We start from the raw sequence: 13,453 nt of genomic DNA on the forward strand, positions 1-13,453 counted from the left end.
TCATGCTGGTCGCCATTGCAGTCTTTGTTTTCACTCTCATCCTGGTCATCTGGCAACCGAAGGGGCTTGGCGTTGGCTGGAGTGCCGCGCTCGGTGCCCTCATTGCCCTGGCGGCGGGTGCCGTCTCGCTGCACGACATCCCGACCGTGTGGGCCATTGTCTGGAATGCCACCGCCACCTTCATCGCCGTCATCATCATCAGCCTGCTGCTGGACCAGGCCGGTTTCTTCGAGTGGGCCGCGCTGCATGTGGCCCGCTGGGCAGGCGGTAGCGGCTACCGCCTGTTCGCCTTCTGCGTCCTGCTCGGTGCTGCCGTGTCGGCGCTGTTCGCCAACGATGGTGCGGCGCTGATCCTCACACCCATCGTCATGTCGATGCTGCTCGCGCTAAGGTTCTCGCCCGCCGCAACGCTGGCCTTCGTCATGGCCGCTGGCTTCATCGCCGACACGGCGAGCCTGCCGCTGGTAGTTTCCAACCTGGTGAACATTGTTTCGGCCGACTACTTCAGGCTGGGCTTCAGCGATTACGCCTCGGTGATGGTGCCGGTGAATTTCGCCAGCGTGGCTGCAACCCTCCTGGTGCTGTTCGTGTTCTTCCGTCGTGATATCCCGAGGCAGTACACGCTCGCGGCCCTGAAGACGCCAAGCGAGGCGATTCATGACCGCGCTACCTTCAATGTCGGTGGCTGGGTGCTGCTGGTGTTGCTGATCGGCCTGTTCGCCCTGGAACCACTGGGTATCCCGATCAGTGCGGTCGCTGCAACTTGTGCGGCAATCCTTTTTGCCGTCGCCGCTCGCGGGCACCGCATCTCCACCCGTCGTGTGCTGCGCGAAGCGCCTTGGCAGGTGGTGATCTTTTCTCTTGGGATGTACCTGGTGGTCTACGGGCTGAAGAACGCCGGCCTCACCGATATGCTCACCCACTTGCTCAACCAACTTGCGCAGCAAGGGCTGTGGGCTGCCGCCATCGGCACCGGGTTGATCGCTGCATTGCTGTCCTCGGTCATGAACAACATGCCCAGCGTGCTGGTCGGCGCCTTGTCGATCCAGGCCAGCGAGGCGCAAGGGCTGGTGCGCGAGGCGATGATCTACGCCAACGTCATCGGCTGCGACCTCGGCCCGAAAATCACACCCATCGGCAGCCTCGCCACCCTGCTCTGGCTGCATGTGCTGGAGCGCAAAGACATGCGCATCACCTGGGGTTACTACTTCAAGGTCGGCATCCTGCTGACGCTACCGGTGCTGTTGATCACCCTTTCGGCCCTGGCATTGCGCCTGAGCCTCTGACATCCGCCACGAAGCGGAGGAGCCCCCATGCGAGTCCTGTTCATGTGCACGGCCAACAGCTGCCGCAGCATCCTTTCCGAGGCCATGTTCAATCACCTGGCGCCTCACGGATTTGAAGCCGTCAGCGCCGGCAGTTTCCCGAAAGGCCACGTGTTGCCTCGCAGCCTGATCACCTTGCAGCATGCGGGCATCTCTACTGAAGGGCTGAGCAGCAAGGGCAATGACGCGTTCGAGGGTTGCCCTCCTGACATCGTCATCACCGTTTGCGACAAGGCTGCCGGCGAAGCTTGCCCGGTGTATTTCGGCCCTGCACTGAAGTCGCACTGGGGACTGGAGGACCCGTCCGATGTCGTGGGTGATATGGCGTCGGTAGACGCTGCGTTCCGCGCCACGCTGGCCCGGATCGAGTCACGCTGCCAAGCATTCTTCGCACTGCCTTTCGATAACCTCGACCATGAGCAACTCAAGCATGAGCTGGATCGCATCGGTACCCTTTAACAGGAGGAAACATGTCCGAGCAACTGCCTAATCTCGACCTTGCCCTATTCGATGTATCGCCAGCGGCAACCCGTTCCAGCGAGCACAAACCGCGCATCCTGCTGCTGTATGGGTCGACCCGCGAACGCTCTTTCAGTCGCTTGCTGGTAGAAGAGGCCGCACGCCTGCTGGAGCACTTCGGTGCAGAAACGCGGGTGTTCAATCCGTCGGGCCTGCCGCTACCTGACGATGTACCTGTCGACCACCCCAAGGTGCAGGAACTGCGTGATCTGGTGCAGTGGTCGGAAGGCCAGGTGTGGTGCTCTCCAGAGCGTCATGGTGCGATGTCTGCGGTTTTCAAGGCACAGATCGACTGGATCCCCTTGGCGCTGGGAGCGCTTCGCCCCACCCAGGGCAAGACCCTGGCAGTCATGCAGGTGTGTGGCGGCTCGCAGTCGTTCAACGTGGTCAACCAACTGCGCGTGCTCGGGCGCTGGATGCGGATGTTCACCATCCCGAACCAGTCCTCGGTACCCAAGGCCTACCTGGAGTTCGACGACGCTGGCCGTATGAAACCTTCGCCGTACTACGATCGCGTGGTAGATGTGATGGAGGAACTGGTGAAGTTCACCGTCTTGCTGCGTGACCGCCAGGAATTCCTGGTGGATCGCTATTCGGAGCGCAAGGAACACGCCGAGCAACTCTCTGCCCGTGTGAACCAGCGCTCGATCTGAGCGCTATGCCTGGCATGCCCGCTATGGGTCAAAAGCGACCTGTCGTGAATTGCAGATTTCGACCCATTAGCGATCGTCAGGCCGCCTGCTGGATCAGTGCCTGACGCAGGACGTCCGCCAAACGCTTAAGGCCTTCATCCAGCTTGTCGGGAGCAACATGGCTGAAGTTCAGCCTCAGGTGCCCTGGATGTTTGTCAGGCTCTGGGAAGAAGGGCTCTCCGGGCATGAACGCCACATTGGCCGCCAATGCCGGTTCGAGCAATGACCGGGTATCGATGGGGTGCTTGAGCGTCAGCCAGAAGAACAACCCTCCCTCTGGCATCTGCCACTCGGCCAAGTCGGCGAAGTGCGTCTCCAATGCGGCCTGGAAAGCGTCTCGACGAGCCCGGTAATAGTGGCGTAACGCTTCAAGATGACGCTCAAGCCTTTCTGTTCCCAACCATTGAAGCACCTGCCATTGGCCAACCCGACTGGTGTGCAGGTCCGCCGACTGCTTGAGCCGCAGCAAGTGCGGGAACAGGTCGGGGCTGGCAATCAGATACCCAATCCGCAAGCCGGGCAGCAAGGTCTTGGACACAGTACCGGTATAAATCCAGCTGGTGGTGTTCAGGCGGCTGACAACCGGCATGGCCGCGACGCCGTCGAAACTCAGTTCCCGATACGGCTCATCTTCGATCAATGTGACGTTGAACTCATCGAGAAGCGCCGCGACTTCGTCCCTTTTTCTGTCGCTGTAGCGCAGCCCCGACGGGTTCTGGAACGTTGGAATCAGATAGATGAACGCGGGGCGGTTCAGGCTCAGCAGTTCGCGCAGCGACTCCAGGTCCGGGCCATCGCGTTCCATCGGCAGCGAAAGGCAGTGCGCACCGAAGAACTGGAAGCTTTGCAACGCGGCCAGATAAGTAGGGGCTTCCAGCAGTACCGGCGTCCCTTTGTCGATATACAGTTTTGATGTCAGGTCCAGAGCCTGCTGCGAGCCGCTGAGAATCAGCACTTGGCTAGCCTCGCACTTGATTCCCAACGCCCGGGCTTCCCTGGCCAGCGCCTCACGCAACATCGGCTCACCCTCGCTCATCCCGTACTGGCCCATGCTGGTGGGCATTTCAGCCCAGTCCACAGAGGGCAGCATCTCCTCTGCCGGCAGGCCTCCTGCAAAAGACATCATCCCTGGGCGCTGCGCGGCGGCCAGAATTTCACGAATCAAAGAGCTTTTAAGGCGCGAAACACGTTCAGAAAATGCCATGGATCACCTCTGGCCAAGCGCGAACAATATAGGTCAAACTCCTTTACCTAAAGTAGAACGCTCGTCGAGAATAAGTCAACATGATTGACCTAAAAAACCAGGAAGCACAGCAGCAGGCCATGGAAGCGTTTTTCTTTGGCTATCAGGCGTTCACCACCAAGGCCGACGAGATGCTTGAGCGCAGGGGCTTGGGCCGTGTGCATCAGAGGATCGTTTTTTTCATAGCCCGGCACCCACACCTCAGCGTCAAGGAGCTGCTGGCCCTGCTCGGCGTGACCAAGCAGGCGCTGAACATACCGCTACGGCAATTGGCAGAGATGGGATTAGTGGACAGCGTGGCATCGCATACCGACAAACGGATGCGGTTGCTTCAGCTGACCAAAGAAGGCTCGCGACTTGAACAAATGCTGCGACGTGAACAAGTAAAGCTGCTTGAACGGGCATTCGGTGAGGCCGGAGAGGCGGCGGTAGCGGGATGGCTGGCTGTCAATGCGGCATTGGGGAAGATACAACATTCAACGTGAACCCGGATGCCCGGAACATGCGCATAATGCCAAAACCGCCCATTATGGCCCTTCCACTAATTGCACTCAGTTTCAGATGGCAGCCGACTGCCTCAACCTCCGACTCAACCCAGGCGTCTTACCCGTAACACGCTTGAACGCCCGACTGAATGCCGCCTGAGACGTATAGCCCAAACGCTGCGCGACCTCTTCAATAGGCATCCTTTCCAGCGTCAACCACTGGCTGGCAAGCCGCATTCGCACCTCGGTGACGTAGCGCAGCGGGGTCATGCCAATCGTCACTTGAAAACGCTCCGCAAAGACCGAGCGGGACGTATTGCATTGCTCCGCCAACTGCTCGACGGTCCAGTCGCGGCCCGGTTGTTGATGCAGCGCCAAAAGTGCACCTGCCAGCCGCGGATCGCGCAGGGCGGCCACCAGGCCGGAGGCGTTACCGCAGGCGCACTCGACCCAACCTCGAACGACCATGGCGGCGACCACGTCGGCCAATCGCGCGAGGATGCCGGCGAAACCGACGCGTGCGGCGCTGACTTCGCGCTCCATGGTGGTGAGAATAGGCACCAGCCCGGGATAACGCTGGCCGCCTGCATCAATCAGCATCAGGCCCGGCATCAGCTTGCCAAGGCTATGGAGGCTGCCCAATTCGAACGCCATGCAGCCACTGAACAAAAGCGTGGTCGGCATGGGGCCGGCATCGGTGCCGGTTTTCACCCCGCTGACGGCGTCGCCGAGAGGCTCGCCGTCCAGAAGGTCAATTTCTTGCACGGGCACGTGCGTATGCGAGAGCAATTGATGGGCCGCACCATGGGAGATGAAGACGGCGTTACCGGCGGACAGCGCATAGGTTGTCCCGTCTTCCATGCGCAGCACCGCGTTGCCGACCGCCAGGAAGTGGAACCAGGCATGCCCGGGTTTGGCAGCGAAGCCCAAGCCGAAGGCCGGGCCCGCTTGGATACGCCGGTAGTCGACACCGCGCAGGCGCATGCCGCGCAACAGCTCGTTGATGAGATCGGAAGAGAGGGCAAATGGGTCTTTCGGCATTATCCAGGTGTTTTGGTCAAAAAATTGAGTTTTTAGATCATAGATCATCCAAATTCTCGCGCCTAGACTACGGGTCAATTGAAGATTGGGAGATCCGTGCAATGACTGACCTTGTATGCAATGCCGTACCCGACAGCCGTCCCGGCGCCGGGCCGGATGCAGAACCTGCAACCCCCGCGTGGATGGCCGTATTCTCGTTGGCCATGGGCGTGTTTGGCTTGCTGACCGCTGAGTACCTTCCGGCCAGCCTGTTGACGCCAATGGCGACCGAGTTGAGGGTATCCGAAGCGCTGGCTGGCCAAGCGGTAACGGTGACAGCCGTGGTGGCGCTGTTCGCCGGCCTGTTGGTGCCAGGCCTGACTCGCAGTATCGATCGCCGCTGGGTGTTGCTGGGTTTTTCCACATTGATGATCGCTTCCAATCTGTTGGTTGCCGTTGCCTCCAGTTTCGCGGTGCTGTTGTTGATGCGTATCTTGCTGGGCATCGCGCTTGGCGGGTTCTGGAGCATGGCGGCGGCGGTGGCGATGCGTTTGGTGCCGGGGGCTTTGTTACCGCGAGCACTCTCGATCATTTTCAGTGGCATCGCCATCGGGACGGTGGTTGCGGTCCCGCTGGGCAGTTATCTGGGTGGGCTTTATGGCTGGCGCAGCGCGTTCTTTGCAGCGACGGCGGTGGGTGTGGTGACCCTGGCTTTCCAGGCACTCACGCTGCCGAGCCTTGCGCCGCGTCGGCCGGCACGCCTACGCACGGTGCTTGAGGTGTTGCAGCGTCCAGGCATTGCTATGGGGATGTTCGGTTGTGTGCTGGTGCACAGCGGCCACTTCGCGATGTTTACGTATGTTCGGCCATTCCTCGAAGGTACGACCGGCATTGGCCCGCAGGGGCTGTCGCTGATGTTGCTGGGTTTTGGTGTGGCGAACTTTGTCGGCACCTTGGTGGCCGGGTGGATGCTTACTCGTCACCCGTTGGCCACCCTGGTCTTGATGCCCGCGCTGGTGGGCGTTGCGGCACTGGCGCTGGTCCTGTTGCCGGCGTCGGTGCCAGGGCAGGCTGTACTGCTGGCCGTCTGGGGCCTGGCCTTTGGGGGTGTGCCGGTGGCGTGGTCGAACTGGGTCGCCAGCGCGGTCCCTGACCAGGCGGAAAGCGCCGGGGGCATGGTGGTTGCGTCTGTACAGTCGGCCATCGCAACAGGCGCAGCCGCTGGTGGGGCAATGTTCAGCCTTGGTGGCAGCGCAGGCGTATTCGTCGCGGCGGCGGTGCTGATGCTGCTGGCCGCGTTGCTGATTGCACTGCGTGTGCAAGTTCCTTCGGTAGAGGGCGCTTTGCTGAACGGGTCGGCACTCCACTGATAGCCTGACTCTCCAAGCGGCTTATCTACTCCGGCGCCTACCGGCGACCCAAAGCTGCCAGAGCGGAGGCTCAGGTTCTGCTTCTTCCAAGGGCTGCGGTTACCCGCTCATTGCGCCACCTGGTTTCTAAGCACTCCCCGCAACAGCAGTTCGAGCGCCCTGCTTGCCTGCGCCAAGCGCGCAGCGCCGTCTTCAGCCTCCGCGATCCACGCAGCCGCTTCTGCCAAGCTGCCATGTATCAACGAGGCCAGCGCTTGAGCGTCAGCTTCGACGACAACGCCCTGTACCATCAATTGATGTATCAACTGTCGCATCGACTCTACACAATGTTGCTGTGCCTCCGGCGAGCCGCCACCCAACACAGCCCTGGCATCACGCAGCACGATCCGCTGAATCTGAGGCTCCAGGGCCATTTCAAGAAAGGCATGACAGCGCTGGCGAAAGCCGTCCCAGCCATCCTTGGCCGAGTCAGAAATGGCACACAGGCGCACATCCATCTCCGCATCGAGCTGCGCGACCACTGCCGCCAGCAACCCCTTCTTGTCGCCAAAGTGATGGTACAGCGCCCCCCGCGTCAGGCCCGCCTGGGCCGTCAGATCATCCATGGAGGTGTCCGCATAGCCGCGTTCACTGAATACTTTGCGTGCAGTCTCCAACAACGTGGCTCGGGTTTCTTCCATTGCGGCGCGAGTGCGGCGAACCATCCAGCTACTCCTTGTCTTCAGGCGGCATGAGGTGAGCGTATGCGAGTGCCGTCATACAACCTGTAGCCATTGTCTTGATCTCGACGCGCGCTGACAAGCGCCTGCTTCCTGCCCTCTTCGCCTTACTCGATGCAGGGTGGAGGCAAGGCAATCCGATCGGCGGCCCGCTCCCGCAGGCGGCAGTAACTCCAGAAAGCGATCAGCAACACCGCCACGCCGGCGCCCAGTGCCACGTTGAATCCGGCCTTGGCACCCAACACATCGACAACCTGCCCCGATGCCGCAGCCCCGCCGGCAACCCCGACGTTGAGGCCAGCGAGCAACCAGGTCATGCCTTCAGTCAACTTGTTGTGCGGAACAATGCGCTCTACCAGCGACATCGCCACGATCATGGTGGGCGCAAAGAACAGGCCCGCGACCAGGACTGCTGCGGCCAGCCCGATGATGTTGCCTGCCAGCAGCAGCGGCAAGGTGGTCGCCGCGGTCGCCAGCCCCCCCACTAGCAGCAGCTTGCGCAGTGGCGTATCGAGTTTCAGGGCACCGAACACCAGCCCCGCTACGCAGGAGCCGATGGCATAGCACGACAGCACGAAACTCGCCGCAGCCGGCATGCCCATCAGCTCGGCAAACGCCACGCTGACGATGTCGACAGTACCGACGATCACGCCCATCGCGACCATCAGCAAGGTCAGCAGGCGCACATCGGCGAGGCTGAAGATCGACACGCTACCTTGCTCCATGTCGGCGTCGGCCTTGACTGGCGGCTCAGTGCTGACCTGCACGGCCAGTGCGAGCGCACCAATGGCCAGGAGCACCGCGGCGGCCAGTGGTCCTGCTTGCGGCACTACCGCCACGCTCAGCCCCACCGAAATGGGCGGGCCGGCAATGAAGGTAACTTCATCGAGTACGGTTTCTAGCGAAAAGGCTGTCTGCAACTGAGGCTTACCGCGGTAGATCGCAGTCCAGCGGGCACGCACCATGGCCGACATGCTCGGCATGCAGCCGGCCAGGGCGGCGCCAGCGAATAACGCCCAGTCCGCCGTCTGCCAATAGCTGCACGCCAGCAGCAGGAGAATGCCCAGCACGCTGAGCCCGGCGGCGGCTGGCAATACCCGGCGCTGGCCGAAGCGGTCGACCAGACGCGAGACCTGAGGCGACAACAGGGCATAGGTCAATACGAAGGTGGCTGCCACTGCACCCGCCAGGCCGTAACTGCCGCGGATCTGCGACAACAGGGTAATGATGCCTATACCCGTCATCGGCAGCGGAATACGGGCCAGAAGGCCCGCCAGAACAAAACCCTTGGCCCCCCTTGCCTGGAACAATGCGCGGTAGGTTGTGAACATGCTCGACTCTCCTTATCGAATGGCCTGCGTACGCCTGGGCCCCAAATACATACACCTCGTATGATTACGACCCTATTATCATACGGGATGAATGTAAAGCCGCTGTCTTCCCGTATGATGAGCATCCGTGCGTAAGAAAGCCCTCAGCGCGCCAGCGCTGCCCTGATCACCGCCGAGGCAACCAACATCAGCGCCCTAGGCCGTGGCCACGCTGCAACCGCCGGTATCTGGAGCGCCGAACAGACGGCTGGCTGGAAGAAGGTCACCGACGCTGTGCATGCCAAAGGTGGCAAGATTGTGCTGCAGCAGCGTGGTGTTGAGCTGAGCATCGCTCCCAGAGAGCGCTATTACGGCGGCGGAGCCAAGGGCTACACCGACTGGCCGAATGGCAATTACTGAACCCGCGCATCACAACAGGCAAATACACCATGAACAACCCCACCGGCCTTTCACAAGGCCGTCAAGTACGGCTGGGCGCAGGTGACACGCGTCTGGCTGAGGAGAACGCTTCAGATCTGTGCCCCGCCCTGAGGCCGTCCGCAGCCAGATACCTTACAGCGAGCTTATTGACTCAAGCGGACTCCAAAGACGCAGACTTGAAGCCCAAGCTTCGCATCAGATCACGTGCCGCTTCGAAGAACATGGGCTTGAGGCTTTCTGCGTACTCTTCCGTCAAACGACTCGCAGGCCCTGAAATGACAAGGGCGCCCATGAGTTCCTGTTGGGCACCGTAGATGGGCAGCGCCATCGAAGCAGCATGAGGGTCCGTTGCGCCTTTGGAGTAGTAAGGTTTTTGCAAGTCAATCCCGATTTCATAGGGAGCGCGCAAGGCCTGCGCACCCGCTGCTTCATCCATCGGACGCATGTCACCAGGTTGCAGGTTCAAACGCAGTCGATGCGATGAGTTGACGCGATATTGGCACATCCGATACGCACCGTGACGTACATAAAATGAAGCAGTTTCACCCGACTGTTCAGCCAGGTAATGCAAGCGTGGCATCACGTGTTTTTCGAGGTCCAGCGCTTCTTGGTATACAGCGTTCAAACGCATGACTTCACTCGCCAACTGATAGCGACCATCAGCCATGCGGGTAATGAACCCGTGGTTCTCCAGAGACACCATCAAGCGCATGATCGTGCTTTTGATCAGCCCGGTACGCTCAACCAGCTCGACAAGGCTCAGCGCAGAGTCGCCTATCTGAAAAGCGGTCAGCACGGTCAAAACACGGTCTGCCGATGCCACACCATTCACCGCTGGACGCGGCCGCGCTTTTGCCATTTGCAAAACCTCACACGATTGAGGCCCTCCATTCAACGCGAGGGCAGAAAAACCCCATTATCCGACAACGGTCGGCCCCCGCCAACGTAGCATGCGCCGTGGGCCAGATAAAAAAGCCAGCAGGGCAATGGCTGCGCCTGCTGGCAAGGGGTCAATCGGTGTCACATGAGGGTATGTTCAGCGCCTTGAGTTGAGGGCGCTGACTACCCGCTGTCGACCAGTGCCTCATACCGGTACGCTCACCCGCGCGCGTGAAGCTGAGCAGCATCTTGTCAGTCCACAAATACAGGCTGCTGCCGCCAGCCCCCTTGTCGATCGAACCCTGGTTGACCTGCACAAAGTTGCTATCGTCGGAAACGCTTTGATACCCCAGGGTCAGCGAGTGGCCTAGCAGTCGATAGCTGAACGCCGCACTCCAGAGATCATTGTCGATTTCGCCATCGCCACCCGCGGTGTAACCCCCGATGGTATAGCCTTGGCTACGCCCCGAGCTGCTGCCGTTGGCGCCGTCCGCACGGGTGCGGAAATAGTGCAGGTCAGTGGTCAACGAGCTGTCATCGGTCAAGATTTCATCTTGGCGGTCAGGCCGGCGCTGCTCCAGTGGTCAGCTGCGCCATCGCCATCGGAAGGAATCATGCTGCCGCCCAGATGCCGTCCCCTGCCGCTGTCCAGCGTCAGGCCCAACATGGCCGTGGCGTCCACGCCGAACCAAACCACACCCTCGGTAAAGCCCGAGCGCAGGTCGAGCAGAAAACCTTGGGCCCACTCCTCGGTTTTAGAAGGCGCCGCCGCGCCTTCTCGGTTATCGCTGTTGAAGTAAAAATTGCGCATCGACAGTTGCGCATGGCTGTCGATGATCAGATCGGCTTGAGCAGGCAGGCCGATGACCCCGCCAATGGCTGCCAGCGCAATGCGACAGGTCGAATGTTGGGCTTTCAAGAAAAGCTACTCCGAGGAACAGTTATTATTTTTTCGAAACGACGTTTCCTTTAAATGGAGTCAGATTACCCTCAATTCGTCAACAGGCGCACAATAAAGCGGGCCTTAGCGAAAAGCATCACCAAAATTCGCTTCACCCCTCGTCCGGTTATGGTTTATTTTGCAACGCCGTTGCATTAAATAAATCAAAACAACAATCCGGACGCCTTGGCGTCCACTGGCCCTACAGGAGCGCCCATGAGCTTCTTTGCTGCCCCTCCCACGGTAGAAACTACGGTATTCACCCGCCTGCCCGACCGTTTCCGCACCCCGCGCCCGACTGCCTGGGCCAATGCCAACCGCCAGGGCCGTGCCATCGACTCGTTCCTTGAAGGCCCATCGTTCGATCGCCGAGGCCATCTGTACGTGACCGACATCCCCAACGGGCGAATTTTCCGCATCTCGCCCCAAGGCGAATGGGAGTTGGTGTGCCAGTACGATGGCTGGCCGAATGGCCTGAAGATTCACCAGGACGGACGCATCTTCATCACCGACTACAAGCGTGGAATCATGTTGCTCGACCCCCAGACAGGTGCTATCGAGGCGCTGCTCGACTCGGCCGGTTCCGAGGGCTTCAAGGGTGTCAATGATCTGGTGTTCGCCCCCAACGGCGACCTGTTTTTCACCGACCAAGGTCAGACAGGCCTGCAAGACGCCACAGGTCGGGTGTACAAGCTCGACGCCGGGGGCAACCTGACTTGCCTGCTAGGCACTATCCCCAGCCCCAACGGCATCGTCTACGACCCCCACCTCAACCACCTGCTGGTGGCCGTGACCCGTGCCCAACAGATCTGGCGCATTCCCCTGGGCAATGGCTCGATCGTCGGCAAGGTCGGCGTGTTCGCCCAATTGCACGGCGGGCTGGGTGGGCCTGACGGACTTGCCCTGGATGCCCAAAGCAACCTTTACATCGCCCACACCGGTTTCGGTTCGGTGTGGAAGCTGTCGAAAGTCGCCGAGCCACTGGAACGCATCGTCTCCTGCGCAGGGATCAGCAACACCAACCTCGCCTTTGGCGGCGACGACGGCCAGACCTTGTTCATCACCGAATCCGAGACGGGCAGCATCTTGCAGGTCAGGACCAAGGCTCCGGGCCTTGCGATGTTCTCGCACTGCTGACAACGCCCCGCTTCACTGACGACAACTACAAGAAGACCAGACGACATGAACGATCAAAATCCGAATCTATCCCCGCTGAGTGAGGCCGAAGGCGAACGCCTGATGCGCCGCGTGCTGTGGCGCCTGCTGCCGTTCATTTTCTGCTGCTATGTCATCAGCTACCTGGACCGCACCAACGTCGGCTTCGCGGCCATCTCCATGAATCAGGACCTGGGCCTGACCGCCACGATGTTCGGCTGGGCAGCCGGGCTGTTCTTCTTCGGCTATTTCATCTTCGAACTGCCCAGCAACCTGCTGCTGCAACGCTTTGGCGCACGGGTGTGGATCGCCCGCATAATGGTTACCTGGGGCTTGCTTTCGATGGCCACAGCGTTCGCTACCGGGCCGGTCAGCTTCAGCATCCTGCGCTTCCTGCTGGGCGTCGCCGAGGCAGGCTTCACCCCCGGCATCTATCTGTTCTTCACCTACTGGTTCCCGGGCAAGTGGCGCGCCAAGGCGACCGCAGCCTTCCTGCTGGGCATTCCCACCGCCAACATCATCGGCTCACCGCTGTCCGGCTGGTTGATGCTGCAACACGACGTGATGGGCCTGAAGAACTGGCAACTGCTGCTGGTCACGGAGTCCTTGCCGGCCGTGCTGCTGGGGGTCGCCTGCCTGTGGGTGCTGGTCGACAGCCCGGCAAAGGCCAAGTGGCTGAGCGAGCGTGAGAAGCAATGGCTAGGCAACCGGATTTCGCAAGAGCAGCAGTCGATCGGGGCAAGCCATGGCCATACATTGCGCTCGGCACTGACCAACCCGAGGGTGTTCACCCTCGCGGCGGTCAACTTCTGCTGCATCGTGGGCTCGGTCGGCATCGGCATGTGGTTGCCGCAGATCATCAAGGGGCTGGGCATCTCCGCGGACAAGCTGGGCTTCGTAGTCGCGGTGCCTTACATCCTGGGCGCTATCGCCATGACCCTCTGGGCACGCTTGGCCAACCGTAGCGAACAGCGTCTGCCGTACGTGGTTGGCGCGCTGGCTATCGCCGCCCTCGCCTTGGTCGCAGCCGCGTTAGCAGCAGACCCGCTGGTCAAGATCGCTGCGCTGTGCGTCGCAGTGGCCAGCATCCTGTCGTTCCAGGCCACCTTCTGGGCCATCCCTTCGACCTTCCTCACCGGCCGCGCAGCCGCCGGCGGCCTGGCGATGATCGTGTCGATCGGCAACCTGGGTGGTTTCACCGGGCCGTTCATGATCGGCATGATCAAGGACGCCACTCACAGCTTCGTCATACCGTTCTTCGCAGTGGCAGCCATACTGGTGATCGGCATCATCCTGATGGTCTTGCTGGGCGACCCGGCCAAACGGCAAGCCCCCCAGGGCCATGCTGTCTGAGC

General features: G+C 60.8%; 12 protein-coding genes and 2 pseudogenes. 8 read left to right on the forward strand and 6 right to left on the reverse strand.

All coding sequences use genetic code 11. The annotated features are described in order from the left end of the window. Positions 1-2: 2 nt before the first annotated feature. From SB765_RS16075 to arsH, 3 genes are read left to right on the forward strand one after another with little or no spacing between them, the layout of a single operon-like run. Entirely contained in the window at positions 3-1,286 is a 1,284-nt protein-coding gene (locus SB765_RS16075; protein ID WP_341795965.1) for an arsenic transporter, read from the forward strand. Positions 1,287-1,313: 27 nt separating this feature from the next. Continuing rightward, on the forward strand, positions 1,314-1,784 hold the full coding sequence (locus tag SB765_RS16080; RefSeq protein ID WP_341795966.1) for an arsenate reductase ArsC: 471 nt from the start codon (positions 1,314-1,316) through the stop codon (positions 1,782-1,784). An 11-nt stretch (positions 1,785-1,795) separates the two neighbouring features. Next, positions 1,796-2,497: an arsenical resistance protein ArsH gene (arsH, locus tag SB765_RS16085; RefSeq protein WP_306378839.1), complete on the forward strand. Its 702-nt coding sequence runs from the start codon at positions 1,796-1,798 to the stop codon at positions 2,495-2,497. A gap of 76 nt (positions 2,498-2,573) precedes the next feature. On the opposite strand, the gene SB765_RS16090 is transcribed toward arsH, so the two are convergent. After that, positions 2,574-3,740 carry a PLP-dependent aminotransferase family protein gene (locus SB765_RS16090; RefSeq protein WP_410910453.1) on the reverse strand — a complete coding sequence of 389 codons (1,167 nt, stop codon included), beginning with the start codon at positions 3,738-3,740 and terminating at the stop codon, positions 2,574-2,576. An 80-nt stretch (positions 3,741-3,820) separates the two neighbouring features. Between SB765_RS16090 and SB765_RS16095 the strand changes: the two genes are divergently transcribed. Continuing rightward, complete coding sequence (locus tag SB765_RS16095; RefSeq protein ID WP_341795969.1) at positions 3,821-4,264, forward strand: MarR family winged helix-turn-helix transcriptional regulator; 444 nt, start codon at positions 3,821-3,823, stop codon at positions 4,262-4,264. Between the two features lie 72 nt (positions 4,265-4,336). On the opposite strand, the gene SB765_RS16100 is transcribed toward SB765_RS16095, so the two are convergent. Then, the gene (locus SB765_RS16100; RefSeq protein WP_410931598.1) at positions 4,337-5,305 is read right to left on the reverse strand and encodes an AraC family transcriptional regulator; all 969 of its coding nucleotides are present in this window, start codon (positions 5,303-5,305) and stop codon (positions 4,337-4,339) included. A 101-nt stretch (positions 5,306-5,406) separates the two neighbouring features. Between SB765_RS16100 and SB765_RS16105 the strand changes: the two genes are divergently transcribed. Continuing rightward, positions 5,407-6,654, forward strand: coding sequence for an MFS transporter (locus SB765_RS16105; protein ID WP_410931576.1), 1,248 nt, complete (start codon positions 5,407-5,409; stop codon positions 6,652-6,654). Positions 6,655-6,761: 107 nt separating this feature from the next. Here the strand turns inward: SB765_RS16105 and SB765_RS16110 are convergent, their stop codons facing one another. Further along, positions 6,762-7,358 (reverse strand): TetR/AcrR family transcriptional regulator, encoded by a 597-nt coding sequence (locus SB765_RS16110; protein ID WP_341795971.1) that lies wholly within the window; start codon positions 7,356-7,358, stop codon positions 6,762-6,764. 122 nt (positions 7,359-7,480) lie between these two features. Next, positions 7,481-8,704 (reverse strand): MFS transporter, encoded by a 1,224-nt coding sequence (locus SB765_RS16115; protein WP_410931577.1) that lies wholly within the window; start codon positions 8,702-8,704, stop codon positions 7,481-7,483. 144 nt (positions 8,705-8,848) lie between these two features. On the opposite strand from SB765_RS16115, the pseudogene SB765_RS16120 reads away from it, so the two are divergent. Continuing rightward, positions 8,849-9,010: pseudogene (locus SB765_RS16120) on the forward strand (alkene reductase); the annotation flags it as partial. 265 nt (positions 9,011-9,275) lie between these two features. On the opposite strand, the gene SB765_RS16125 reads toward SB765_RS16120, so the two are convergent. Both SB765_RS16125 and SB765_RS16130 read right to left on the reverse strand, forming a co-directional pair. Continuing rightward, complete coding sequence (locus SB765_RS16125; RefSeq protein WP_341795973.1) at positions 9,276-9,983, reverse strand: IclR family transcriptional regulator; 708 nt, start codon at positions 9,981-9,983, stop codon at positions 9,276-9,278. A 214-nt stretch (positions 9,984-10,197) separates the two neighbouring features. Then, positions 10,198-10,922: pseudogene (locus SB765_RS16130) on the reverse strand (OprD family outer membrane porin); the annotation flags it as partial. Between the two features lie 237 nt (positions 10,923-11,159). Between SB765_RS16130 and SB765_RS16135 the strand changes: the two are divergent. Both SB765_RS16135 and SB765_RS16140 read left to right on the forward strand, forming a co-directional pair. After that, positions 11,160-12,080: an SMP-30/gluconolactonase/LRE family protein gene (locus SB765_RS16135; protein WP_410910450.1), complete on the forward strand. Its 921-nt coding sequence runs from the start codon at positions 11,160-11,162 to the stop codon at positions 12,078-12,080. A gap of 45 nt (positions 12,081-12,125) precedes the next feature. Continuing rightward, a complete protein-coding gene (locus tag SB765_RS16140; protein ID WP_410931578.1) occupies positions 12,126-13,451 on the forward strand; it encodes an MFS transporter in 1,326 nt (441 codons plus the stop codon). Positions 13,452-13,453 lie beyond the last annotated feature (2 nt).

The sequence above is a fragment of the Pseudomonas sp. SIMBA_067 genome (assembly GCF_046534675.1).
GTDB lineage: Bacteria > Pseudomonadota > Gammaproteobacteria > Pseudomonadales > Pseudomonadaceae > Aquipseudomonas > Aquipseudomonas putida.